Here is a 25,641-nt window from a genome sequence, read left to right on the forward strand (position 1 = left end):
ACCAGCATCTAAATTAAAAAATCCCATTAAGGCATTAAAAGAACAACTCTGTATTATGACACTGAACGCTTAATTTTATTTGCTCTATTAAAATCACAATTTTGTTGCCTTTTTATTTATAAAACAGAAACCAAAACCACTCAAAGCATTGATTTTAAACATTTAATTTTATATATCATTTAAGTGGTTAAATTACCACCCTCTTTTTGTTATTAACTTTATTTGATAATTTAAAATTAAAACACAACAAACACCCCTAAAAAATCGATTTTTCTAAAAATTAGAGCTAAAAAAAAGCGACCTAAGTCACTTTTTTATATAAAACAAACAAAATTCAATATAATCATAAATACATTGTATCAGAACTATTTTCACTTATAACTGTGGTTACGCCATTTAAGCATGACAATCATTGTGACAAACTTGCCTCAAAATCGTAATTAATCGCTGTTGATTTAATGGTAACGGGTTACCTTTAATAGCACAGGTACGTAATGCATCTTCTGCAACCTCTTCAAACATAGTATTACATAGCCCATAATCAGATAACGACGGTAACTGTAGTTTTGTTAGCATGCTATCAACCCATTGCACACTATCTTCAATCTTAGCCTCATTATTTAATGTCAATATAACCGCTAATTTACGATAACGAGCCAGAACATCACTACGACCAAGTTCCATTGCAACAGAGATATTTTCAGTCATTACATAAGGCGATAAACGTGCAGTGATCAAACCATGAGGAGCATTCAACCGGCCACTTAATGCTGATGCTAATCCATGTGCTGCTCCTAACTTAGCATTTGACCGCGCCATACCACCAAGCATTGCAGCAAAAGCCATGTTACTTCGTGAAGGATAATGATCATCTTTACACGCTGGCAATATTGACATTGCAATACGCTTTAATCCTTCCTCGCAAATCATGTCGGTCAACGGATTCGGTTCGCCACACACGTATGCTTCCATTAAATGGGTAAAGGCATCCAAACCACAATATCCAGATAGCACCGCATCCATACCGTAGGTTAAAGTTGGATCAATAATGGCTAAATCAGGAAACAACTCTACATTACTTAAATTAACTTTTACTTGTTCTTGTGCAGATTGTAAGACAGCACTTTTACTGACTTCAGCGCCAGTGCCAGCAGTCGTAGGAATAGCGATAAATGGTAATGATTTAACTTGTAATGGAACATTGCGCCCGACAACATCGACATAATCATAAACGCTGCCTTGGTTAGGAATTAAAGCCGCGAGAGATTTAGCAACATCAAGTACGCTCCCCCCTCCAATACCAATCACCATATCAGGACAGAAAGTCCGCCCCATTGCCGCTAACTCTTCCATCATTGCGATTAAAGGCTCACCTTTGATAACTAACCGCTGATAACGCATATTCTGTTGTTTAAAATAGTGTTCCAATTGTAATGATCGTTGCTGATCTTGCCCTGTCACTAATAGCACACTGTAACCAAATTGATTAAGCAGCGATAAAGAATCATGCAGAGCACCTTCACCAAAAACAATCCGTGTTGAAGTCATAAACTGAAACATAGTTATTTATCCTGTTCTAAATAATGTTTATGCCATAGAAACCTCGTATTTGACCTTCGCTGCATCTTTACCAAGGTTCGCTGATTTATAAGCTGTCTAAAATTAGATTCTGTTAGATTGCTTAACTCTATATTGATTACAAACAAGTTTTTATCTATTTCAATGGCTATCGCCCCAAGATCAATACTGACTCACACTTAATGTTGATCACCACAATAAAACACGTGTCGTAAAAGTGACTTCTCATCGTAATAGAAGCGTAATAGTACATCGTTAGTCTGCGTAGAGTTCAAAGGCAATGAAGCCGTATAATAATCTATGAGGAATGAACCATGAAAAATGCAGCAGTGGTCGCCGCTATTTTTACAAGTCTATTTACCGGAACAACAACCGCCGCCACCATCTATGATAATAACGACACCAATATTGAACTTGGGGGTAGAGCTGAACCCCGCTTTAATCTTTCTAAAGAAAATAAAGGTGATAATAATGACGACAATGAATTTAAAGATAAAAGCCGGGCGCGTTTAGCATTAAAAGGCGAATCAGTTATTAATGAGCAATTCGCAGTCTTTGGTAAATATGAAGTTGAAATTTCAGATAATAACAACAGTACTGTAGATACTCGTTATCTTTATGCTGGTCTCGATACTGCGGTTGGTACGATTTCTTACGGTAAACAGGATTCAGCACAAGTTATGCTGACCGATTACACCGATATCTTATCGACTTTTGGCGGAGATGCCGTTGACCTTGTTGATGGTAATAAAGACAAACGAGAAAACAATTTTTTATACATTGGTGAATTTAATAATATTGCAGTTGCCACTAACTACATCGCTGAAAATAATAACAACCTAAAAGACAGCGATAGCTATGGTATCGCAGCACAATATCAGTTCCCATTTGGATTAAATGTGGGTGCAGGTTACGTTAATGGTAATGATGGCGCTAATATTGATGCTCGCCAATTTAACCTTGCTATGAGTTACCAACTCAATAACATTTATGCTGCCGCAACTTACGCTAATGGTAAACATGGTGATGCTGATTTAAGTGGTTATGAGTTAGCAGCCGCTTACACCTTTGATCAGTTTACGGCGCGAGGTGTTTATAACTTTCAGCAATCAGAACAGAATAATACCACTACCGATGAAGTAGATTACTTTGCTCTAGAAGGTCTATATAAGTTCAACAAATCGCTACGCACTTATATTGGTTATAAATTCCAACAACTCGATAAAAAAGATGATGAATTACAAGCAGGTATTCGCTACGATTTCTAAATAAACCACAATATTAAAGCCAGACTCAGTGTTTGGCTTTTTGTGGTTGGATATTGTTTTTATTTATGGTTGCTATATCGCTTTTATCTATTGGTTTAACAGAAAAAACCCGCTTTCGCTATTGCCTTCTCCGCGTTATAGTAATAACAAATTATGAGGAGAAATTTATGTTCGTTGTTATTTTTGGTCGTCCAGGTTGCCCATTTTGTGTTCGTGCAAAAGAATTAGCAGAAAAAATCAAAGAAGAGCGCGACGATTTTAACTTCCGCTACGTTGATATCCACGCAGAAGGGATCAGTAAAGCGGATCTAGAAAAAACTGTTGGTAAACCCGTTGAAACGGTACCTCAAATTTTTGTTGATCAAGATCACATTGGTGGTTGCACTGAATTTGAAGCTTATGCAAAAGAACATAACCTTCTTTATAAATAAGCCTCAAGCTTGATTAATCGAAAGGCTGACAATATCAGCCTTTTTTTATCATTCCGCTATTATTATTCATCATTAAAACACTATTTTTTAACGTATGCTGCTCCTTTAAAAAGCTCGCTGAAATAAAAGCACCCATTATTTTGAAGAGTTGGTTTATAAAATGGATTTTCACCATTTATTTATAATATAAACTATAACCTCTGTTCAAAATCAGCTAGAATTTACCTCACTTTTATCTTTCCATTATTTCGGAAATCCGTCGTGAACATTGATGTAGCCGCTCTTCTACACCAAAATGATATTTTATTGCTATTTGTAGTCCTTGCTGTTGGTTTAAGTCTCGGTAAAATTCGTTTTGCCAAGATGACACTAGGTAACTCTATTGGCGTTCTACTTACTGCTTTATTATTTGGTAATGCGGGTTTTACGTTTGACACAGATGCACTAAATATTGGCTTTATGCTGTTTATTTTCTGCGTTGGTATAGAAGCTGGACCAAACTTTTTTGGCATCTTCTTCCGCGACGGTAAACACTATTTATTACTCGCATTAGTCGTCCTACTCTCATCGATTGCTATTACCATGACCATGGCGCGTTATTTACACATGGATATCGGTTTAGCAACAGGTTTAATGGCCGGCTCACTTACAGCAACACCTGTCCTTGTGGGTGCAAAAGATGCACTGAATACAGGTCTGGCGGGTATTACCGATCCTGCAGTCATTAAACAATTAAGCGAAAGTTTAAGTGTTGGCTACGCCATGTCTTATCTTGTCGGCTTAGTTAGCTTAATTTTCCTTGCTAAATTAATGCCTAAATTGCAAAAACAAAACCTTGCCGAGTCATCGCAACAAATTGCACGTGAACGCGGTATTGGTGAAGTTGCGCAGCGTAAAGTGTATTTACCGATTATTCGCGCTTACCGTGCGGGTCCTGAACTGATTAACTGGATCGATGGCCGTAACTTACGTGAATTGGGTATTTACCGCCAAACGGGCTGTTATATTGAACGCGTGCGTCGTAATGGTATTTTAGCAAATCCTGATGGTGACGCTATTTTACAAGAAGGCGATGAAATCGCACTTGTAGGTTACCCTGATAGCCATGCCCGTCTTGATCCTAGTTTCCGTAACGGTAAAGAAGTTTTTGACCGCGACTTACTCGATCTTCGTATTGTTGAAGAAGAAATTGTAGTTAAAAATGACGGTATAGCTGGTAAGCGTTTATCAGAATTAAACTTATCTGAATATGGCTGTTTCTTGAACCGCGTAGTTCGAGCACAAATTGAAATGCCAATGGACCATAATATCCTATTAAATAAAGGGGATATTCTACAAGTCAGCGGCGAGAAAAGTCGTGTTTTAGGGCTAGCTGAACGTATTGGCTTTATCTCTATTCACAGCCAAATTGCAGATCTTCTCGCGTTCTGTTGCTTCTTTATTATTGGCCTATTAATGGGCTTAGTAACCATGAAGTTTGGTCATGTTGCTTTTGGTTTAGGCAGTGCTGCGGGCTTATTGATTGCAGGTATTACGTTAGGTTTCTTACGTGCCAACCACCCAACTTTTGGCTATGTCCCACAAGGGGCGCTAAATATGGCGAAAGATTTAGGTCTGATGGTGTTTATGGTAGGTATAGGTTTAAGCGCGGGTTCTAACCTTTTTGCTTCTATCGGACACATTGGTTTAACCGTCTTTGTTACCAGCCTAATGGTCAGTGTTATTCCTGTCGTGTTAGCGTATTTATTTGGTGCTTATGTACTAAAAATGAACCGCGCATTATTGTTTGGTGCCATTATTGGTGCGCGTACTTGTGCGCCAGCTATGGACATGATCAATGAGCATGCTCGTAGTACGATTCCAGCTTTAGGTTATGCTGGAACCTACGCGATTGCTAACGTATTACTTACCATCGCAGGTACGCTGATCTTTATCTTCCAATAATAATAATCAGACAATCTTGATAGCGGGCGGCTTATTAGTTCACTGATGAGTCAGCCCCTATTCAGTCAAATTATCTACACTAAATACACACATTAAACTGTAACTAGCCTAACGTTAATTCTATCTTTTATCATACTATTTACGCTAGTTTGCATACCCTTTCATGACGTTATGGTAACAATAACTGATGCACTTTATTAGTTGATACTTTACCATAGCTTATCAATACCATTTGTTATCTCTGGTGCCCAAACCATGCGTATTCTTATTGTCGAAGACGATGCTATTCTTAGCCATCACCTAAAATCGCAACTAAGCGAACTAGGAAACCAAGTTCAATGTGCTAACACTGCCGAAGAAGGGCTGTTTTTTGCACAGAACTATCCCAATGATATTGTTATTGTCGATATCGGTTTACCTGATAGAGATGGAATCAGTTTAATTAAAGACATGCGTAAGAAAGGTCTACGATTGCCCATCATGATCTTAACTGCACGTTCAAACTGGCAAGATAAAGTAACGGGGCTTGAAGCAGGTGCTGATGACTACCTTGTTAAGCCATTTCAAAAAGAAGAAATGGTTGCTCGCCTTAGTGCCCTGGTTCGTCGCAGTGCTGGCTTTGTTAAACCAGAAATGACCGCGGGTGATATTCGTGTCGATTTGCTCGCAAAACAAGTTTATGTTTGCGACGAACTGCTTGAACTCACTGCATTTGAATATGATTTATTAGAGTATTTAATGCGCCATAGCCGCCAAGTGGTCTCAAAACAACGCTTACTTGATGTGCTATATGAAGACCAAGAAGGTGATCCAAATACCATTGAAGTAATGATCAGTCGCCTGCGCAAAAAATTTACTAAAACAGGACAAAATAACCCTATCTCTACCATTCGTGGTCAAGGGTATATTTTTGAAATCAGTGCTCAATGAAGCGATTTTTCCAGCCTCGATTAAGACAACGAGTATTGATTACTTCCGTCGCTATTATTGCTTTAGTGACGTCGGCACTAGCTGCGGTTATCAATAAACTTTACTCTCAAAGTTATATGGCATCATATTCCTCAGAACTTGTTGCTCAAATGCCAATGGTAGTAGCCCAACTTAATCGAGCTGGATTAATTAAAGATGTTGATAAATGGATAGATTCTCTCGATCCTTCTGATACTGATTATATTGCTGTTGTCTGTGATCAAAGTGATAAAACAACTTGGGTTTCAAATCAATCATCAAAAGCCAATTTACATGATGTTTGTCGATATTTACCAGAAAATATTTCGACGCCAACATTGATTAAAATGAAGAATCATCAAGATTATATTGCTTATAATCTTACTCGTAATCAAGAAGATGGCACCATTTATCAATTAGTGGTTTTGCGTTCTGCTGATGCTTACGAATATTCCTTATCACAACTGCATAAACGTACGGCTTTCTATTTAGGGTTGTTTGTTTTAATTGCAGTTGCCTTCCTTATCGCAGCTTTTCATTGGGGATTTCAACCGCTACGGAAACTAGCCTCTCAGTTAGATCAAATGACAGAAGCGAAGCGAGAAAAGCTTGATGATGATTATCCAATGGAGTTACAAGAAGTCACCATGGCGGTTAATCGACTTAGCCGCATCAGTAACGATCAGCAAGGACGTTATCGTCACGCAATGGATGATCTTGCCCATAGTTTAAAAACACGTTTAGCTGCGACTAATGCCCTGCTTGATGATTCATCTTTAGATCGCCGCGAACTTAATCAGCGTATCATGGAACAAATCAGCCAAATGGATGATTTGGTACAATATCAACTCAAACGTGCCATGGTAGGTCAACAAGGGTTACAAAAAAGTAATGTCGAGCTTAAACCCATCGTCGTTAGTCTTAATCGAATGTTAAATAAGATTTATGCCGATAAATACGCGACGTTGCATTATCACTTCGATGACGACTTAAAATTACCCATTAATAAAGATGATTTAATGGAATTATTTGGCAATATGCTAGAAAACAGTTTTCGTTTTTGCATTAGCCAAGTGAAATTATCCGTTACTGAAAATAGTGATTCCTTCATTATTATCATTGAAGATGATGGCCCAGGTGTTAAGCCTAGCTTACGTGAAGCTATTTTCCAACGTGGAGTACGTGCAGATCAACTCAATCCGGGACAAGGTATTGGTCTCTCTGTTTGCAATGAAATCATTGATAGCTACCAAGGTAAGATTCATGTTGAAGACTCTGAACTTGAAGGTGCCGCTTTCATTATCGAACTACCAAAAAGCTAATGATTAATCGTTTTCTCTGATTTATTAGCCAGCACTTTTATGCTGGCTTTTTAATACCTGAAAAATATAAAATTATTATACATCAATAGGATAAACACGATCATAAATCAAATTATATCCATACGCGTAGAATAAATAAAATATCACCATACCAATATCTAACACTAACGCATGCCATAAACTCACATTCAGCACCCATGCTAAAACTGGAATAGTGAAAATTAATAATCCAACCTCAAAACCTAAACTATGTACTATCCGTTGCGACATTGTTTTTTGAGTCACGTTATATTTTTTATACATTAACCGATCAAACCATAGGTTATATAAGTAATTCCATACTGTGGCTACAATAGAAAAAAATATCCCCATAATGCCGACATGTCCAAGTTCAAACCCAAATTGACTTAAAATACCCACCATCAATATCAGACCAATAATCTCAAAACCAATAGCATGGCGAATGCGATCAAACGTTGTTCTCATAGTAAATGCTCTGTTGTGAACCAATAATATCTTTCACTAATATATCTACAAATCTCACCAATAAAAGTCATTAACTATCCGCTTAACAGATAGCAAAAAGAGCAGATATAAAAAAACCGCCATCACTGGCGGTTTATTCAATATCTATTTTATGATGCGATTATTAGATGTCTGCTACGTCAAAATCAACCACAGGATTCACATCAGCATCGTAATCAATACCATCAACACCAAAGCCAAATAGCTTCAAGAATTCATCTTTGTATTGTTGGTAATCAGCAACATCATATAAGTTGTCATTAGTTACTGTTGACCATAGATCACGGCAATGCTGTTGAATATCTTCACGCAATTCCCAGTCATCTAAACGAAGACGATTTTCTGCATCAACGTCAGGTGCTGTGCCATCTTCTTTATACAAGCGTTGCTTAAACATACGTAAAATCTGCTCCATGCAGCCTTCATGTACGCCTTCTTCACGCATTTTCTTAAATACCATTGCAATGTACAACGGCATAACTGGAATCGCAGAGCTTGCTTGTGTAACAACACTCTTTAACACAGCAACATTTGCAGAACCACCTGTCGCACTTAACTTGGTGTTTAGCTCTTTCGCGGCACGATCTAGGTCCATTTTTGCTTTGCCTAACGCGCCATGCCAGTAAATTGGCCATGTAAGCTCTGTACCAATGTAACTAAAGGCAACGGTCTTACAACCATCAGCCAATACATCAGCATTCGCTAGCGCATCAATCCATAGTTCCCAATCTTGGCCACCCATAACAGTAACAGTATCTTCAACTTCTTGTTCTGTTGCTGGTTCAATGCTGGTTTCAATTAATACGTTTTTATTGGTATCGACCGCTGTTGTTGTGTACGTTTCACCCATAGGTTTTAGGCATGAACGAATCACTTCACCAGTCTCTGGCAATTTACGTACTGGTGATGCCAGTGAATAAATAACCATATCAATTTGACCAAGATCTTGTTTAATCAAATCAATTGTTTTTTGTTTTGCTTCGTTAGAGAAAGCATCACCATTTAAACTTTTTGAATAAAGCCCTTCAGCTTTAGCAAACTTGTCAAATGCCGCAGAATTATACCAACCTGCAGTACCTGGCTTCTTCTCTGTACCTGGTTTTTCAAAGAAAACACCAATTGTTGCAGCGCCACCGCCAAATGCCGCAGCAATACGAGATGACAAGCCATAACCACTAGAAGAACCTACAACTAATACACGCTTAGGTGCATTTGCAATTGGGCCTTGTGCTTTAGTGTCAGCAATTTGCTGCTTTACATTTTCTTCACAACCAACAGGGTGCGTTGTTGTACAAATAAATCCACGAGTCTTAGGTTTGATGATCATTTTCAACTTCCCTTACATAATTGTGAATAGGATAAAAGGTTAATGACAGATACGCATTAAATTTATGCCATAAATGAGCAAAAATCGTAGTGGTTGGAGGTGTTACACTAAATTTTGGTCAAAAAAAGTGCCACGTATTAACGTGGCACACGGGAGAATCCAGGTTTATATATCAAAGACTAAGTACCCTAAGTTGCCTTTCCTGGTAGCAAACTTAGTTATTAAAATGGTTAGCACAGAAATGGTCAACTTGGATCGCTTTCTGCCTTAGTTGCTCTGCATTTTCTATCCTTTTGATCTCTTCTTCTGTGACCACTCCCGCATCCAAAGCTAACTGTAACTTCTTATTTAATAAAGCCTTGCGTGGGATCTCACCATTGCGTGTTGCTTGCATTAATTTACGCTCCAAAGGTTTGATCTCATGCAATGCAATAAATGCACGTTCCATAATAGCAACGGGATCATCATGCTTATCTCCGACATAACATAAATGTGTTAATCGATCACGGTGCACACTTGGTGTCATTAATAATGATGCAATACTGATACTAAGCGCATCTTTTGGCGCTGAATAATGTATACCTAGTGGAAATGTTAATAAGCGTAATGTGCGCCCAACCCCTTTACGAGGAAAATTTGTAAACACTTCATCAAATGCGACGCCACATTGATGCAAGCAATGCTGTAATGCATAATCAACTAACGGTAGATCTTGTTGTTGGCGTCCTTGATCTTCAAATCGCTTCAATGTTGCTGACGCTAAATACAAATAACTAAGCACATCACCTAAGCGAGCTGACAATAACTCTCGACGTTTTAATTCGCCTCCTAAGCTCAACATTGATATATCAGCACAAACCGCGAGCGCTTTTGACATACGGCTTAAATGACGATAGTAATGTCGCGTTTCACCGCTAACAGGGGCACGATTAAAACAACTACCACTCACTGCGTTTAATAATGACTTAATTATATTGCGAGTTGCAAAACCAATATGTTGTATCAACAAACTATCAAAATCTTTCATCCCTTGTTCTGCATCAGGATTTGCAGCTGCCGCCATTTCATCTAATACATAAGGATGACAACGGGTTGCACCTTGACCAAAGATCATTAAATTACGGGTAATTATATTTGCTCCCTCAACCGTTATTGCCACTGGAATACCAAAATAATGATGACCCAAATAATTCATTGGCCCCAATTGAATAGCCCGTCCAGCATGCACATCCATTGCATCATTTAAAACAGTTCGAGACATCTCCGTCATATGGTATTTAGCAATAGCAGTCACAATGCCAGGTGTTTGTCCCATATCTAATGCTGTGGTCGTCAATGTTCGAGCGGCTTCTAGCATGTAAGTAAAGCCACCAATACGACCTAATGCTTGTGCAACACCTTCAAAATTACCAATTGGCATACCAAACTGCTTTCGAACAACAGCATAAGCTCCCGTTGTTTTAGCGGCTAAATGCCCAACAGCAGTTCCTAAAGCGGGTAAGGATATACCACGTCCCGCAGATAAACACTCCACCAGCATTCGCCAACCTTTTCCTGCATAATCTTGGCCGCCAATGATCCAGTCTAATGGAATAAACACATTATGACCGCGCGTAGGACCGTTCATAAATGCCATATTAAGTGGATCATGCCGCTCACCAATCTCAACGCCAGCATGATCAGCAGGAATCAACGCACAAGTAATACCTAAATCAACCTTATCACCAAGTAAGCCTTGAGGATCTTGCATTTTAAATGCCAGCCCAAGTACCGTCGCAACAGGCGCAAGCGTAATATAACGCTTATTCCATGTGAGGTTTAAGCCAATAACTTGCTCGCCGTCATATTCGCCATAACAAACTATTCCCTCATCAGGAATACCGCCAGCGTCAGATCCCGCTTCAGGGCCAGTTAATGCAAAACAAGGAATATCTTCCCCATTAGCAAGACGAGGCAACCAATAATCCTTTTGTTGTTGAGTACCATAATGGGTAAGTAACTCACCAGGGCCAAGTGAATTAGGTACCATCACACAAACCGCAGCACTTAAACTACGGGTTGCTATTTGTGCCACAATAGTTGAATTAGCATGAGCAGAAAAATCAAGACCGCCATACTGTTTACTAATAATTAATGCAAAGAATTTTTCACGACGCAGAAATTGCCAAACGTCCTTAGGTAAATCTTTTTGCTGCTGCACAATTTGATAATCATTTAACATTGCTAATAAAGTCTGCAATGTTGTATCAATGAAGTGTTGTTCTTCTTGTGTCAATATTGGTTTAGGGTAATCAAGCAATGTTTGCCATTGTGGATCTCCACCAAATAACTCCCCATCCCACCACACACTACCGGCTTCCATTGCTTCTTTTTCAGTATTAGATAGTGGGGGTAATAATGTTTTAAACCGTTTAAAAACAGGATCACTTATATAACGTTTACGCATGCTTGATAACGAGCTCATAATGCATATCCTTTTGTGATTCAATGGCGAGTATTTATGGTTTATTAACCGCTAATATTGACGACAAAAGACTGATTCAGTTCTATTGGTGCAGCAACGCCTGCCGCAAGATAAGGCACTAATCTATTAATTAAATCGTCAATTTGGATCTGATTAGAAAAATCATTGGCAGCTATTTCACATAGGGCTGTACTTGATGCCATCGTAAATACTGCAGCACCAAGGGTAAAATGTAATCGCCAAAATAATGTTTCAGGATCTAAACAAGGATGGGCACGACGTACAGCGCTAATAAATAACTGAATAACTTCATCATAATGAGTGGTGATAAACCACCGTAAATGCCCTTGTACATCGGTATAGCCGCGGCCAAGTAAAGACATGAAAATAGTAGTACCATTAGCCTTGCAAGTATCCAAAGTTAACAATGGCTGTTTAGCGCAGAAAAATACCTCTTCCATAGAAAACTCATCACGCTGATGTAACGTGACTAATTCCATTTCTAATGCTGGCATAAATTGTTCAAGATAACGGCTTAATACCGCACGAATTAATCCTTTCTTATCGCCATAATGATAATTAACCGAGGCCAGATTAACCCCCGCAGCTGTCGTAATCGCACGTAATGACGTTGCTTTAAAACCACGAGCTGCAAACAATAATTCAGCAGTATCCAGTATTCGATTCTTCGTCGTTGCTTGTTGTTTCATATAATCAGCCCCGATTAAAACGCTTGTTTGAATATTACACAAGACCATAACATTTAACAAATGCGCTACATCACAATTTGTTATTTCGTCACGTAAAAATCAATTAAACGCTTTATAATCAATGACAAAAAAAACCATCATTTATAAAATAAGATTGGAACCAATATGAAAAAATAATGTCTTACGAATACCACTGCTTTTTTTAGAAGTTTTTACTTCAGAGCCCATTAACAAATATTTGTTGATGGGTTTTCTTTATCTACACGGCAATCAAGCGCTACAAAATATCATTTTCAAATAAAACTATTTTTTTTTGAACTTTATCTTATAGCGGTACTCTTACTTATGTATTCAATTTGATAAACCGCTATTTTGCATGGCAATAATACTTTTTATTAAATGTTTAATTCACTACTGCTTTAAATCCTAATTGTATTTTTTTGGATAATCTCCTTCCCGCTGATACTTATCAGCGGGATTTTTTTATCTGTCGCCATGGTTTTTACGCGATTAAACATCGATATAAGAAGAGTAATTTCATCCCTCAATAATATAATTGCATCTTTTTAAGATTAAGTTGAACTCTTTCGCTCACGTGCAGTCTGATTATATAAGAATTGAAGTTATAGATGATTAATGTGTTTTTCAGGCCGTCAAACACAGTATCTGTAATTTAAATTGTTACTACTGCTTTAACTCCTAATTGTATTTTTGGATAATCTCCTTCCCGCTGATACTTATCAGCGGGATTTTTTTATCTGCCATCACGGCTTTTATGCTATCAAACGCAGACATAAGAAGAGTCAACATATCCTTCAATAAAATAATTGAATCTTTCTAAGATTAAAATGAACTCTTTTACTAACGCGCAGTCTGATTATATAAGAATTAAAATTATAGATGATTATTATGTTTTTCAGGCCGTCAAACACAACATCTGTAATTTAAATTGCTACTACTGCTTTAACTCCTAATTGTAATTTTTTACGCTGAAATACTTATTTCAGCGTTTTTTTTGCTTATTTTAAGCTAATTTGTGGTGTACCTAATAATAAGTCATCATGTTGCAACACTACACTTAAGGTATTAAGAGTCTGATTTGAATTTATTTTTTTACCATTAACGCCATGATTATCATCGCTAAACTCAGGAATTGGCAGCTGTGATTTAATCGCCATCGCAGTATAGTATTGTTCACGACTAGGGTGTGTACTGGCGGCTAAATGCATGATTGGCATCGAAGGGTGCTGCGCAATAATGGCTGAGATAACACGAATACAATCATCTAAATGCACTAAATTAACGGGCTGCTTACCTGCACTCAATTGTTGACGACCAGATAAAAACGTCACCGGATGCCGTTGCGGTCCAATCAATCCAGATAAACGTAATACTGTCAGTTGTTGTTGCCATTGCTGACGTAATTGCTGTTCTAATGTGTAATGTAATTGTCCAGAAGCGGAATTAGGATGTATTGGGGTTGTTTCTAACACCTCCCCTTGTAGTGGATCATATACCGACGTAGTACTGATAAAAATAATCCGCTGACACCCAGCTTTCTTTGCTGCGGTTGCTAATGACATGATCTTTTCAATATGAACCTGAGGTTCAAGATTTCTACGGCCAGGCGGGATTGCAATAATCAACACATCCGTTGTTAAAAATTGGATTGTTGTTGGATTCATCTCTTCAGTTAATGGCAATGTTAATAAGCAGCCATTAATGCCTAGTTGCTGTAATACATTGACGCCCTCTATCGTTGTTTTAGAGCCCCATACTTCAATCGCTTGGCTTTTTAATGATAATGCTAACGGTAATCCGAGCCATCCACAGCCACAAATACTGACTTTCATTGATTATCCTTTTTTTATTTAAATATTATTCAATCTGTTATTTATTCAAAAATGATAGAACATAGTCATTATTATTTATTTCAGAGCTTAAAATAAGTCTTTATTTATAAAACAAATACTCAAAACTGATAAAATAAAACAACAAAAACTAACATTATTTGTTTTATAAATTTCAATTCTGAAAATAAAAAGTCGATCTCGATCAAAATCTAATAAGAACACACTGAAAAAGACCGTGAACAGCTAGAATATGTTAAGAGTTAAGTAGTATAGTTTCATTATATGGGCAACTTGATGACAAGAATGCTACAAATGAAATTCAATAACGAAGTGCATAAATACCTATGAATACCATAGAAAAAATACAAAATAACTTAGAACACTTCAGCAAATCTGAACGTAAAGTAGCGGAAGTTATTATAGCATCGCCACAAACGGCTATTCACTCTAGCATTGCAACATTAGCCAAAATGGCCGATGTAAGTGAACCTACCGTTAACCGTTTTTGTCGTCGACTTGATACTAAAGGCTTCCCTGACTTTAAATTACATTTGGCCCAAAGTTTGGCAAACGGCACGCCTTATGTAAACCGTAATGTTGAAGAAAATGATGGCCCTGATGCTTACACGGCAAAAATATTTGAATCAACCATGGCTTGCTTAGATGTAGCCAAAAATAGTCTTGATCCGATGCAAATTAACCGAGCGGTTGATTTATTGACACAAGCAAAAAAAATATCCTTTTTTGGATTAGGCGCTTCAGCATCCGTAGCACATGATGCTCAAAATAAGTTCTTTAGATTTAATATCCCGATTGTGTGTTTTGACGACATTGTTATGCAACGCATGAGTGTCATTAATTGCAGTGATGGCGATGTTGTGGTTGTTATTTCACACACAGGACGAACTAAAAGTCTGGTTGAAATAGCACAAATGGCACGTGAAAATGGCGCAACAGTCATTGGTATTACAGCAAAACATTCACCATTAGAGCGTGAATGTTCATTATCGATTTGCCTTGATGTTCCTGAAGATACCGATATTTATATGCCAATGGCGAGCCGTGTTGTACAAATGACTGTCATTGATGTTCTCGCAACCGGCTTTACATTACGTCGAGGATCGAGTTTTCGCGATAACCTAAAACGTGTAAAAGACTCACTTAAAGACTCTCGTTTTTCAAAAGAACGTCATTTATTGTAATACAGATAGATAGCGAAGTTTCGGCTTCGCTAACACACATTACTGTGCACTCTCATTACCCCTCTGTTTGATAATACCTATCATCGCCTTATCTTAAATTACTGAGTCGCATTTATACACACATCTTCTTTATCCAATCACTTATACTGCAATGGCATTGGATAGATAAATCAGTTTATTTACATGGAGCTTATAATGTTAGAACAACTAAGACGTACCAAAATTGTGACGACCCTAGGACCTGCAACTGATCGTGATAATAACCTAGAAAAAATCATTGCTGCGGGTGCTAACGTGGTTCGCATGAACTTTTCCCATGGTAGCCCAGAAGATCATATCCTTCGCACTCAACAAGTACGCGAAATTGCAGCACGCTTAGGTAAACATGTCGCTATTTTAGGCGATCTTCAAGGACCTAAAATTCGTGTATCAACTTTCAAAGATGGCAAAATTCAGCTTAGCATTGGCGATAGTTTTACTCTTGATAGTGACTTACCCAAAGGTGAAGGCCATCAAGATGCCGTCGGCCTTGACTATAAAGAATTACCTAATGATGTTGTGAAAGGTGATGTGTTGTTACTTGATGATGGTCGAGTTCAACTACAAGTAACTGAAGTTGCTGGTAATAAAGTACATACCATCGTTACCGTTGCTGGCCCTTTATCGAATAACAAGGGCATAAATAAAAAAGGCGGCGGCTTATCTGCGGCAGCATTAACAGCAAAAGATAAAGCAGATATCATTACAGCTGCAGCCATGAAGGTCGATTACCTTGCGGTTTCTTTTCCTCGCAATGGTGCAGATATGCATTATGCCCGTCAATTAGCAACAGAAGCAGGACTAACGGCGAAATTAGTCGCCAAAGTAGAACGTGCAGAAACAGTGGCAACAACAGAAGCGATGGACGATATTATTCTAGCGTCTGATGTGGTAATGGTTGCTCGTGGCGATTTAGGCGTTGAAATTGGTGATCCTGAACTTGTTGGTGTGCAGAAAAAGCTAATCCGTCGCGCGCGTAGTCTTGATCGAACCGTTATTACTGCAACTCAAATGATGGAATCAATGATCACTAGTCCAATGCCAACACGTGCCGAGGTGATGGACGTTGCCAATGCGGTATTAGATGGTACTGATGCGGTTATGTTATCGGCAGAAACAGCTGCGGGAGACTTCCCTGTTGAAACAGTAGCAATAATGGCCAGTGTTTGTCTTGGTGCAGAAAAAGAACCAAGTATTAATATTTCCAATCATCGCTTAGATCGTAAGTTCTCAACCCCTGAAGAAACCATTGCAATGGCAACCATGTATGCCGCTAACCATATGGTGGGCATTAAAGCGATTGTCGTGATGACAGAATCAGGCCGTACACCACGCTTAATGTCTCGTATTTCTTCAGGATTACCTATTTTTGCATTATCGCGAAATAAAACGACATTGAACCAAGCTTCATTATATCGCGGTGTTACTCCCGTCTTTTTTGATCGCGACAGTGACGCAGGTTTAGATGCGGCAAAGCATGCGTTGAATGTTCTAAAAGAGACAGGATATGTACAACCTGGCGATCTAACCATTATTACTCAAGGTGATAAAATGGATACCGTTGGATCAACCAATAATATGCGTATTTTGACGGTTGATTAACCCTTAACTACACCGCTATACACGTATCGTTGATAGCAGTGGAAATATGGATGACAAAGGCTGAGATCATATTCTCAGCCTTTTCGGTTTTAAAACAAACTTAATTTATCGGCAGTGACCAATTCGGGTTCACTAATGATGTTAAAATATGATCCTGCCATTGGCCATTGATCAATAAATAATCTTTCGCTAACCCTTCTTGCTCAAAACCTACCGCCGTTAATACACTACCACTTTTATTATTATGTGGCATATACGCCGCCATAACGCGATGAAAATGCTTATCGATAAATATCCATTCACATACAGCAGTTAACGCACGACGCATCACCGCTTTACCCTGATAATCTTGATCTAATGAATAACCGACATGACAGGCATAAAAAGGCGACTTCACTAAATTACTAAAATTAATCACCCCGATAATAGTATTCGTTTCACGATGCTCAATAACAAAATAAAAAGCCATCTCGTGACGATGCAGAGTCGCAATTTGTTCAAGACGTTGCTGCCAACCAGCTAAGCTAAAAAAAGCCTCATGCCGTAATGGCTCCCACGGCGCTAAAAAGTGACGATTACGCTGATAGTATGCTGAAATTTGTTCCGCATCTCGCGTTTCAATCAAGCGAATTTTTATATCATCAAGTACAATAGTTGATGAGCGATGTATAATTGAATGAAACAAGTACGACCTCGACATGACAATGTTAATTGATATAACGCACATTTTATGAGTTTACATGATATTGAATACAAGCCGCATTCAATATTCGATATATTAGCATGTCGTTGTCTGTTACTCTTTGTCAGTCAATGTTATTAATTATTACGCCTTTAGTGAGTTATTGATGTATTACGATTGTATTGAAACAGAACTGGGAAATATTATGTTGCTGGCAGATCATCAAGGTCTTCGACAACTATCAATTACGAGTCCCAGCTATAGCCCTAATGAAATATGGCAACATAACCCCGAGTTTATGGCCCCCTTCATTAGACAACTCAAAGAATACCTCATCGGCTCTAGACAAAAATTCACCTTCCCTCTTGCCCCACAAGGCACCTTGTTTCAACAACAAATATGGCATGCTATTGCTGATATTCCCTACGGTGAAACCGTTACCTATGAGCAAATAGCCGCAAATATTGGCAATACCAAAGCAACCCAAGCAATCGGTATGGCTAAAAATGTTAATCCCATCCCCATTGTAATCCCCTGTCACCGCGTATTAAACAGTCATAACTCATTATGTGGTTATCGCTATGGCGAAGATATTGTCGCACTACTATTAGCCCTAGAGGCTGGCGACACCATCTTACTAGAAGCGCATCAGAACGATTAATTCAAACTCCCATCGCTTTATTGTTTATTATAAAAAATAAAGAGATAGCAATGAAAGCTATCTCTTTTATTTTACGTTTAATGATCAACTGCGTTTGCTAAGCCCATATTCTCGAAGCTTATTCGCCACCGCAGTATGAGAAACCCCTAACCGTTTAGCCAATTTACGAGTGGATGGATAACTCTGATATAGATTCGATAAAATACCAGATTCGTACCGTTTCATTATTTCATCTAACGATCCCGTTAAGGTTTCTTCATTGATAACCGTACTTGACTCATTCTCAGGTAATTGCACATCCGTCGATGTCATTTCATCCCCTTCCACCTGCGTCATCGCGCGAAATAGCACGTTACGCAACTGACGAATATTACCCGGCCAAGCATATTGTTTCAGTGTGGATGCTAATTCTTCCGATAATAACGGCTTAGGTTGATGTAACTCTTGTGCAAATTGCGCTAAGAATAATTCAGCTAATGGCACAATGTCAGCAGCACGCTCACGAAGTGGTGGCACCACTAAAGCCAGTACATTCAGTCGGTAATAAAGATCTTCACGAAATGCCCCTTCAGCGACTAAATCAGGCAGTTTTTTCTGAGTTGAACAAATCACTCGTACCGATACTTTTATTTCAGCTTCTTCACCGACACGACGGAATGTGCCATCTTGTAGGAAACGCAGTAATTTAATCTGTAGGTGTTTTGACATTTCTCCAATTTCATACAAGAAAACAGTCCCCCCAGCCGCTTGTTCAAAAATCCCTTTCTTTGCCGGTTCATTAGCACTTTCAATACAACCAAATAACTCTGTTTCTGCCGCATTATCTGGCATAGAAATACAGTTAACGACTAAAAATGGTTTATCACGATGCACCGAGCGTTGATGGCAAGCACGCGCCAACATTTCTTTGCCTGTACCGGTTTCACCTTGAATGAGCAAAGGTGCATCTAATAACGCCAATTTCTTTGCTTGACCCAGTAAGTGTTTAAATCGTGATGACTGCCCGATTAAATGCTCAAAACCACTGTCACCATTAATGCTTCGCATCACTACAGGCATTTTAGCTTCAGAAAGCGATCTTAATAAAATCAACACACTAACGAGTACAGGTTCAGAGGTATCATCATTAACACAGACGGGCATAATATCCATTTGATAATCTAACCCAGCAATAACCACAATCTCGCTATGTTTCTGAGCTTGATTTCTATCTAACCAACGGGAAAAATTAAACCCTAATAAAGTATGAATATTTTCATTAAAGAGATCATCACTACGATGACCCATTAATTGCTCGGCTGCCTGATTGGCAAAATCAACTTTACCGTTTAGATTAATAGTAAAAAAGGGATCGGGTAATGTCTGTAATAAAGCAGATAATTCAGTGTGTTCACGCTCACTGGGCATAAACTGAATTTTACGTACATCGGTAACGCCATCAAGCTGACGGATCTGCGACATTAATTGGCTAAATTGTTCAAATTCAACTTCAGGACAATTTAAATAAATAATACCGATACGATCAATTTCAATCCCACGAAGATCAATATCTTGACTGGTTAAAATATCTAACAGTTCACGAGTCATGCCGACTCTATCTTCGCAAAAGACCTGTAATCTCATTGTTTACACCTTCTTGTTATTCGTTTTTTGTGCGTAATTCATTACAGTTATCCATCGAGGATAATCTTTAACAATAGTAATAATAATCATAGTGTTAAGGTTTATAATTGAGCGTCTTAATCCACATAATGAAAACAATTTGTTAGTGCATACTGTCAACTATTCCTGACAGTTATGTCAGTGTGCGACGAACCTATTAATGAGTCAAGCTACGAGATCGCATCTGTACTGATTAAATATAAAAAGAGATATTTCGGTAATAAAAAAGAGAACCGAAGTTCTCTTTTTTAAGTGCTAATGCTTGATTAACTTTTATCTTGTTTGCCTAGTTGACTTAACAAATCTCGACGAATTTCGCTTAACCTTGGTTGTTCTCCTTCCATCCACGGTAATGGACGCATAAGGTTAATCGCTTTAAGGCCTAATCGACCAGTAAGTAAACCAACACCAACCCCTTGTGCTACTCGTGTTGACATCCGTCCAGCAAGATCCATTGAAAGCATATCCATCCCTAAATCAGCCACGACTTCAGATGCACCAGCAAATGCCATATTGGCGAGCACTAACTTTACTAATTTAATCCGTGACCAATAACTAAGTTCAATACCATAAACAGCAGATATCTGCTCAATTAGACGAAAGTTACGCCAAGCAACGAGCAACATATCAGCTACTGCTAGCGGGCTCAACGCTACCATTAATGCCGCTTCACTGGAGTATTTTGCAACCAGTTGTCGGGCTAATTTATCTTGTTGACTCACTACCATTTGATCATAAAGTGCCAACACTTCCCGATCATTATGGGTTGCCGCTAGTGCGTGTAACCAACGATCATAGCCATGATTATCCGTTGGAATTTGACTCAATTTAGCTAATTTCACACAAAAAGCTTTACCCGAACCAATGCCATCAGCGGTTAATAATTGATGGGCTTGATCACGTTCTGTCTGACGCTGTTTTAAACGACGTAAATTAATTAACTCACGCCCTAACGCACCGATACCTGCAACAGCAATACCGGCAACAATGGCACTCCATCCTAATGATAACCAATTACTGGTTTGATAAGCTGTTACGACATGGTCTACTGTTTGCCAGCCCACCATCGCAGCACCAGCAACTAATAACCCTTTAAACCAACGGTAACGGCGCTTAGGTTTAGCTGCTAAAATTTGACCAAGTGTTTGTTCACTTTCAACTTCAGCACTTTCAACGGTATCGGGTAAAAACTCGCTTTGCTGTTCAAAGTTCATCTTTACCGTTAAATCCGGTTGCTGATCACTTAATGGCTGTTGTGATTCATCAAACACTATTTTTGCTTTTAATGGTTCTGTCATTGCAATTTATCTCCCAAAAGATATTCCAATGCTTTATCCATTCGAATATGTGGTAAAGGTTCATCTACTTGCTGAGGTAATGGACGTAAATTAATAAAATCAAATCCATTCCTATTCCAAAAATCTTGATTAGGTAATCGTCGCGGCACATCACCAGGAAAGAATGTTTGTGCATTACCATCAATATCCGTTCCACGTAATGCTGGCACTTGTTTGCCTTGATAGTTAACAAACCCAGGTTCACTGGCTTGAATCGATGCTAAGCTAACACAATCCATGGTAATACCTTCAAACGAGGCGGTCTGCCATGCTTCATTAACTAACTGCTGTAATAATCCCACTAAGTTTGGGTGTTGCTCTGGTGTAATATGATCCGCTTTTGTTGCGGCAAATAGCACCTTATCAATCCGTGGAGCAAACAATCGACGTAACATTGAACTACGCCCATATTTAAAACTTTGCATTAATTGATCTAACGCTTGGCGCATATCGTTAAACGACTCATGCCCAGCATTTAGTGGTTGTAAGCAATCAACGAGTACAATTTGTCGATCAAACTTTGAGAAATGATCATTATAAAAAGCTTTCACAACATGTTGTTGATAATACTTATAACGTTTTTTTAGCATGCCAAAATTGCTATCATCAGTGGCAGTAGCAAGTTGTTGCTCGGTGTATTTATTGGTCCATATCATCGGGAAGAACTGCAATACTGGGGCGCCCGCTAATTCCCCTGGCAATACAAATCGCCCCGGTTGAACCCAATGTAACCCACCTTCAGCCTTGCATTGATGCAAATAATCTGTAAATGACGCCGCGATAGTTTCAATTAACGCTTCATCAGCAGGAGCAAACGGATCAAAGTGCTCCCCCATTGCTAACCATGATTGTGCTAATGCTAAACGCTGTCCTTTTAATACTTGTGCTTGTTGCTTAGACCAGCTAATAAAATCAAGCTCAAGTAACGGTAAATCTAATAGCCATTCACCTGGGTAATCAATAATATCGAGGTACAGAGTTGCCGTATCTTGAAATAATTTTAATGCCCCTTTTTGCGGCTTAAAGCGCAATGCTAATCGTGTCTGGCTAACATCACTGGTTGGTTGCGGCCATGACGGTGGCGATGATAATAAAGCGTTGATCCCCTCATCATAGCCAAATTTAGGCACATGCATGTCTAACTGTGGAACACGTTTTGAGCCCAATAAATAACCTTCTCTTACCGCAGAAAACATCGGCAAGCGAGGATTGGTACTTACGTGCAATAGCTGATTAATCAGTGAGGTAATAAAGGCCGTTTTTCCTGCGCGTGATAAACCCGTTACCGCAAGACGCACATGGCGATCAAGGCTGCGATTAACCCATTTATTCACTTCATTGCTAATTCGATTCATTACGGTTCCTAATTAACATATATGGTTTAATAAACACCCATAAAAAAAGCAGGCCTGAACCATCAGTACCTGCTTATATTGATGTTCTTTACTTAAATTCCGGCAAGTAACATCAAGTACTTTAGTGTTTGACACTAAAGTTTATTAAATTCACGATCAACTTTAAAGGCTGATGATGTCACATAAGCTTCCATTTTTTGAATTTGGACTTCACTACGCTCAAGTTCAGTTTCAACGTTATGCAATATCTGCTGGGGTGACTGCCCACTTTGCCACGGTTTTTGTTTGACGTTATGTTCAGTATATTGATGTTGTTGTTCTTTACGCTGCAAAGGCATCTTATCTAAAATTAACCAAGCGGCAATATAAGCAACCGTTGCGAAAAAACCGACACCCAATAAAAAAGCTGTCACAGCCAAAATCCGCATCAGCCAAATTTCAACACCAAAATATTCAGCCAAACCTGCACAAACACCACCCAACTTACCATTTTTAGGATCACGGTATAATGTTTTACGCATTACTTTTGCCTCCATTGTGGCGCTTCAGCATCTAGAATTCGCTCAAGCGTAACAATCCGCTCTTGCATCACCTCTGCGCGTGCCACTAAGGTTTCTAACTTTTGATGATCCTCACCAGATAATCCCTCACCTGATTTACGCTTACTGCGGTAATGAAGAATCAACCACAGTGGCGCCACAACGATCATAAACACCACTAACGGAACACTAATAAAACCCATCGACATTTGTTGTTCTCCTTTCACGCAAAGGTAATAGCACTATTCTTCTTTTGCTCTTATTGAAAAGGCAATACCTACAATTATTTATTGTTGTTTTTCATTCATGCTTGCTTTTAGACGTTCAAGCTCTTTTTCAATATCATCTTGTGCTTGAAGATCAGCAAATTCTGACTCTAAGCTTTTTCCGCGTCCAAAACTATAGCTATCCGCTTCTGCTTCCATTTCATCAATTCGACGCTCATATTGTTCAAACTTCGACATAGCTTCATCCACTTTACTGGTATCAAGCTGACGACGTACATCTCGACGAGTACCAGCCGCTTTATGGCGGGTCACTAATGCTTGTTGACGAGCACGCGTTTCTTGTAATTTACGCTCAAGTTCAGCGACTTCTAACGATAGTTTCTCAATCGTTTCATCAACTAATTTATATTCTTCATTTAGCGTTAACGCAACGTCAACCAATTTTTGTTTTTCAATTAATGCAGCACGAGCAAGATCTTCACGCCCTTTTTGAATCGCTAAACTGGCTTTTTGTTGCCAATCTGTTGACTGTGCTTCAATAGCAGTAATACGGCGACGCAGTTCTTTTTTGTCAGCTAATGCACGTGCTGATGAAGTACGCACTTCAACCAATGTATCTTCCATTTCTTGAATAATAAGACGAATTAACTTTTGTGGATCCTCTGCCTTATCTAATAATGAATTAACGTTAGCATTTACAATATCAGCAAAACGAGAAAAAATACCCATAATAAAACTCCTTGGTCAACCGTATTGAAGTTCACTCAATTAACGGTTTCTGTCATTAAACTCACAGTATATTGTTATGTGAGGTGTCATTCTTTTATATACATATCAATTTACGTGCCAATTTTTAAGCTGTTGTTTTTATAGAAAATAATAAATACCCTCGTTTTTCACCAAACAATGATATAGTGAATATAACTAATTATTAGTGAGATTGACCAATGAGAAAGACCGAAACATTAATCGGTGAATCAGACGCTTTTTTAGCCGTACTTGATCACGCATCACGGTTAGCAACACTTAACCGCCCAATACTAATTTTAGGTGAACGAGGCACTGGTAAAGAACTGATTGCACAAAGAATTCACTATTTATCAACTCGATGGGAACAACCACTTATTAGCTTAAATTGTGCCGCATTAGCAGAAGGTGTGATTGATTCAGAACTGTTTGGTCACGAAGCGGGCGCATTTACAGGCGCGAAAGGTCGACATCAGGGGCGGTTTGAACGCGCAGAAAATGGCACACTTTTTTTAGATGAACTCGCAACCGCACCAATGGGCGTACAAGAAAAGCTTTTACGCGTAATTGAATATGGTGAATATGAACGAGTTGGGGGTAATAAAAGCTGCCAAGCCAATGTTAGATTGATTTGTGCTACCAATCAAAACTTGCCACAACTCGCAACTGAAGGAAAATTTAGAGCCGATCTATTAGATAGATTAGCCTTTGAAGTGATCCACCTTCCACCACTAAGAGCACGCATTGATGATATTCTACCGCTGGCTGAACATTATGCGGTTCGTATGTGCCGTGAGATGAACTTCAGTTATTTTGCAGGTTTTAGCTCTCAAGCCCAGCAACAACTATTAGACTATGCATGGCCTGGTAACATTCGTGAATTAAAGAATGTCGTTGAACGTTCAGTGTTTCGTCACGCGCAGGAAGATGAAGTTATTGATACTATTGTTATCGATCCTTTTAGTACTTCATGGGATGCTCCTACACCAACCATCGAACAACCAACGGCCAAACCACAGCCAAATCAAACAGTATCAACCTTGACCTTTCCGATTGATTTACGCCAACAGCTACAACAGCAAGAAATTACGTGGATTGAACAATCTTTAGTCTTAGCTAAATTTAATCAAACAAAAGCAGCCGAGTTATTAGGGCTTAGCTACCATCAACTAAGAGGATTAATACGCAAATATGACCTCAATGTTAATGGTGATTAAT

The 25,641-nt window shown here is 38.7% G+C and carries 22 protein-coding genes; 9 read left to right on the plus strand and 13 right to left on the minus strand.

Annotated features, from left to right (window positions below):
* Positions 1-396: 396 nt before the first annotated feature.
* A complete protein-coding gene (locus CZ809_RS06910; RefSeq protein ID WP_080156698.1) occupies positions 397-1,560 on the minus strand; it encodes an iron-containing alcohol dehydrogenase in 1,164 nt (387 codons plus the stop codon).
* Between the two features lie 332 nt (positions 1,561-1,892).
* On the opposite strand from CZ809_RS06910, the gene CZ809_RS06915 reads away from it, so the two are divergent.
* The 5 genes from CZ809_RS06915 to CZ809_RS06935 all read left to right on the plus strand — a co-directional run bounded on the left by CZ809_RS06915 (position 1,893) and on the right by CZ809_RS06935 (position 7,491).
* Positions 1,893-2,846 carry a porin gene (locus CZ809_RS06915; protein ID WP_080156699.1) on the plus strand — a complete coding sequence of 318 codons (954 nt, stop codon included), beginning with the start codon at positions 1,893-1,895 and terminating at the stop codon, positions 2,844-2,846.
* Positions 2,847-3,013: 167 nt separating this feature from the next.
* Complete coding sequence (locus CZ809_RS06920) at positions 3,014-3,277, plus strand: GrxA family glutaredoxin (RefSeq protein ID WP_045035599.1); 264 nt, start codon at positions 3,014-3,016, stop codon at positions 3,275-3,277.
* A gap of 261 nt (positions 3,278-3,538) precedes the next feature.
* Positions 3,539-5,221 carry an aspartate:alanine antiporter gene (locus tag CZ809_RS06925; RefSeq protein ID WP_080156700.1) on the plus strand — a complete coding sequence of 561 codons (1,683 nt, stop codon included), beginning with the start codon at positions 3,539-3,541 and terminating at the stop codon, positions 5,219-5,221.
* 255 nt (positions 5,222-5,476) lie between these two features.
* On the plus strand, positions 5,477-6,151 hold the full coding sequence (locus CZ809_RS06930; protein ID WP_080156701.1) for a response regulator: 675 nt from the start codon (positions 5,477-5,479) through the stop codon (positions 6,149-6,151).
* Positions 6,148-7,491, plus strand: a complete 1,344-nt coding sequence (locus tag CZ809_RS06935; protein WP_080156702.1) for an ATP-binding protein — start codon at positions 6,148-6,150, stop codon at positions 7,489-7,491. Before CZ809_RS06930 ends, CZ809_RS06935 begins: the two co-directional genes overlap by 4 nt.
* A 75-nt stretch (positions 7,492-7,566) precedes the next feature.
* On the opposite strand, the gene CZ809_RS06940 is transcribed toward CZ809_RS06935, so the two are convergent.
* The 5 genes from CZ809_RS06940 to CZ809_RS06960 form a co-directional block, all read right to left on the minus strand.
* Positions 7,567-7,977, minus strand: coding sequence for a PACE efflux transporter (locus tag CZ809_RS06940; RefSeq protein WP_080156703.1), 411 nt, complete (start codon positions 7,975-7,977; stop codon positions 7,567-7,569).
* A 163-nt stretch (positions 7,978-8,140) separates the two neighbouring features.
* Positions 8,141-9,343 carry an enoyl-ACP reductase FabV gene (gene fabV / locus CZ809_RS06945; RefSeq protein ID WP_080156704.1) on the minus strand — a complete coding sequence of 401 codons (1,203 nt, stop codon included), beginning with the start codon at positions 9,341-9,343 and terminating at the stop codon, positions 8,141-8,143.
* Between the two features lie 214 nt (positions 9,344-9,557).
* Positions 9,558-11,807 (minus strand): acyl-CoA dehydrogenase, encoded by a 2,250-nt coding sequence (locus CZ809_RS06950; RefSeq protein ID WP_080156705.1) that lies wholly within the window; start codon positions 11,805-11,807, stop codon positions 9,558-9,560.
* 44 nt (positions 11,808-11,851) lie between these two features.
* A complete protein-coding gene (psrA, locus tag CZ809_RS06955) occupies positions 11,852-12,517 on the minus strand; it encodes a TetR family transcriptional repressor PsrA (protein WP_080157175.1) in 666 nt (221 codons plus the stop codon).
* 1,019 nt (positions 12,518-13,536) lie between these two features.
* Positions 13,537-14,370, minus strand: coding sequence for an NAD-dependent epimerase/dehydratase family protein (locus CZ809_RS06960; RefSeq protein WP_080156706.1), 834 nt, complete (start codon positions 14,368-14,370; stop codon positions 13,537-13,539).
* A gap of 344 nt (positions 14,371-14,714) precedes the next feature.
* Between CZ809_RS06960 and CZ809_RS06965 the strand changes: the two genes are divergently transcribed.
* Together CZ809_RS06965 and pyk are read left to right on the plus strand one after the other, a co-directional pair.
* Positions 14,715-15,572: a MurR/RpiR family transcriptional regulator gene (locus CZ809_RS06965; protein WP_080156707.1), complete on the plus strand. Its 858-nt coding sequence runs from the start codon at positions 14,715-14,717 to the stop codon at positions 15,570-15,572.
* Between the two features lie 195 nt (positions 15,573-15,767).
* Positions 15,768-17,213 carry a pyruvate kinase gene (gene pyk / locus CZ809_RS06970; RefSeq protein WP_080156708.1) on the plus strand — a complete coding sequence of 482 codons (1,446 nt, stop codon included), beginning with the start codon at positions 15,768-15,770 and terminating at the stop codon, positions 17,211-17,213.
* Positions 17,214-17,313: 100 nt separating this feature from the next.
* Here pyk and rimJ read toward each other — a convergent pair whose 3' ends face one another.
* Complete coding sequence (gene rimJ / locus CZ809_RS06975) at positions 17,314-17,898, minus strand: ribosomal protein S5-alanine N-acetyltransferase (protein ID WP_080156709.1); 585 nt, start codon at positions 17,896-17,898, stop codon at positions 17,314-17,316.
* A gap of 163 nt (positions 17,899-18,061) precedes the next feature.
* Here rimJ and CZ809_RS06980 point away from each other — a divergent pair, with 163 nt between their 5' ends.
* The gene (locus CZ809_RS06980; RefSeq protein ID WP_080156710.1) at positions 18,062-18,556 is read left to right on the plus strand and encodes a methylated-DNA--[protein]-cysteine S-methyltransferase; all 495 of its coding nucleotides are present in this window, start codon (positions 18,062-18,064) and stop codon (positions 18,554-18,556) included.
* Between the two features lie 84 nt (positions 18,557-18,640).
* Here the strand turns inward: CZ809_RS06980 and tyrR are convergent, their stop codons facing one another.
* The 6 genes from tyrR to pspA all read right to left on the minus strand — a co-directional run bounded on the left by tyrR (position 18,641) and on the right by pspA (position 24,405).
* A complete protein-coding gene (gene tyrR, locus CZ809_RS06985; RefSeq protein WP_080156711.1) occupies positions 18,641-20,179 on the minus strand; it encodes a transcriptional regulator TyrR in 1,539 nt (512 codons plus the stop codon).
* Positions 20,180-20,484: 305 nt separating this feature from the next.
* Positions 20,485-21,516 carry a YcjF family protein gene (locus tag CZ809_RS06990; RefSeq protein WP_080156712.1) on the minus strand — a complete coding sequence of 344 codons (1,032 nt, stop codon included), beginning with the start codon at positions 21,514-21,516 and terminating at the stop codon, positions 20,485-20,487.
* The gene (locus CZ809_RS06995; protein ID WP_080156713.1) at positions 21,513-22,910 is read right to left on the minus strand and encodes a YcjX family GTP-binding protein; all 1,398 of its coding nucleotides are present in this window, start codon (positions 22,908-22,910) and stop codon (positions 21,513-21,515) included. Before CZ809_RS06995 ends, CZ809_RS06990 begins: the two co-directional genes overlap by 4 nt.
* Positions 22,911-23,044: 134 nt before the next feature.
* Positions 23,045-23,431 carry an envelope stress response membrane protein PspC gene (gene pspC, locus CZ809_RS07000; protein ID WP_080156714.1) on the minus strand — a complete coding sequence of 129 codons (387 nt, stop codon included), beginning with the start codon at positions 23,429-23,431 and terminating at the stop codon, positions 23,045-23,047.
* The gene (gene pspB, locus CZ809_RS07005) at positions 23,431-23,658 is read right to left on the minus strand and encodes an envelope stress response membrane protein PspB (RefSeq protein WP_045026590.1); all 228 of its coding nucleotides are present in this window, start codon (positions 23,656-23,658) and stop codon (positions 23,431-23,433) included. Before pspB ends, pspC begins: the two co-directional genes overlap by 1 nt.
* A gap of 78 nt (positions 23,659-23,736) precedes the next feature.
* Positions 23,737-24,405, minus strand: a complete 669-nt coding sequence (pspA, locus tag CZ809_RS07010) for a phage shock protein PspA (RefSeq protein ID WP_080156715.1) — start codon at positions 24,403-24,405, stop codon at positions 23,737-23,739.
* Positions 24,406-24,623: 218 nt separating this feature from the next.
* Between pspA and pspF the strand changes: the two genes are divergently transcribed.
* A complete protein-coding gene (pspF, locus tag CZ809_RS07015) occupies positions 24,624-25,640 on the plus strand; it encodes a phage shock protein operon transcriptional activator (RefSeq protein ID WP_080156716.1) in 1,017 nt (338 codons plus the stop codon).
* The last annotated feature ends 1 nt before the right edge of the window (position 25,641 follow it).

Source organism: Photobacterium piscicola, from assembly GCF_900166965.1.
In the GTDB taxonomy this organism is placed as follows: domain Bacteria; phylum Pseudomonadota; class Gammaproteobacteria; order Enterobacterales; family Vibrionaceae; genus Photobacterium; species Photobacterium piscicola.

Coding starts and splice junctions, on each gene's coding strand:
- psrA (WP_080157175.1), bottom strand. CDS start 12,517: ATGAAACAACAAGCAACGACGAAGAATCGAATACTGGATACTGCTGAA.
- CZ809_RS06920 (WP_045035599.1), top strand. CDS start 3,014: ATGTTCGTTGTTATTTTTGGTCGTCCAGGTTGCCCATTTTGTGTTCGT.
- fabV (WP_080156704.1), bottom strand. CDS start 9,343: ATGATCATCAAACCTAAGACTCGTGGATTTATTTGTACAACAACGCAC.
- CZ809_RS06965 (WP_080156707.1), top strand. CDS start 14,715: ATGAATACCATAGAAAAAATACAAAATAACTTAGAACACTTCAGCAAA.
- pspF (WP_080156716.1), top strand. CDS start 24,624: ATGAGAAAGACCGAAACATTAATCGGTGAATCAGACGCTTTTTTAGCC.
- tyrR (WP_080156711.1), bottom strand. CDS start 20,179: ATGAGATTACAGGTCTTTTGCGAAGATAGAGTCGGCATGACTCGTGAA.
- pspC (WP_080156714.1), bottom strand. CDS start 23,431: ATGCGTAAAACATTATACCGTGATCCTAAAAATGGTAAGTTGGGTGGT.
- CZ809_RS06940 (WP_080156703.1), bottom strand. CDS start 7,977: ATGAGAACAACGTTTGATCGCATTCGCCATGCTATTGGTTTTGAGATT.
- CZ809_RS06990 (WP_080156712.1), bottom strand. CDS start 21,516: ATGACAGAACCATTAAAAGCAAAAATAGTGTTTGATGAATCACAACAG.
- CZ809_RS06950 (WP_080156705.1), bottom strand. CDS start 11,807: ATGAGCTCGTTATCAAGCATGCGTAAACGTTATATAAGTGATCCTGTT.
- pspB (WP_045026590.1), bottom strand. CDS start 23,658: ATGTCGATGGGTTTTATTAGTGTTCCGTTAGTGGTGTTTATGATCGTT.
- pyk (WP_080156708.1), top strand. CDS start 15,768: ATGTTAGAACAACTAAGACGTACCAAAATTGTGACGACCCTAGGACCT.
- CZ809_RS06980 (WP_080156710.1), top strand. CDS start 18,062: ATGTATTACGATTGTATTGAAACAGAACTGGGAAATATTATGTTGCTG.
- CZ809_RS06960 (WP_080156706.1), bottom strand. CDS start 14,370: ATGAAAGTCAGTATTTGTGGCTGTGGATGGCTCGGATTACCGTTAGCA.
- pspA (WP_080156715.1), bottom strand. CDS start 24,405: ATGGGTATTTTTTCTCGTTTTGCTGATATTGTAAATGCTAACGTTAAT.
- CZ809_RS06915 (WP_080156699.1), top strand. CDS start 1,893: ATGAAAAATGCAGCAGTGGTCGCCGCTATTTTTACAAGTCTATTTACC.
- CZ809_RS06910 (WP_080156698.1), bottom strand. CDS start 1,560: ATGTTTCAGTTTATGACTTCAACACGGATTGTTTTTGGTGAAGGTGCT.
- CZ809_RS06995 (WP_080156713.1), bottom strand. CDS start 22,910: ATGAATCGAATTAGCAATGAAGTGAATAAATGGGTTAATCGCAGCCTT.
- CZ809_RS06930 (WP_080156701.1), top strand. CDS start 5,477: ATGCGTATTCTTATTGTCGAAGACGATGCTATTCTTAGCCATCACCTA.
- CZ809_RS06935 (WP_080156702.1), top strand. CDS start 6,148: ATGAAGCGATTTTTCCAGCCTCGATTAAGACAACGAGTATTGATTACT.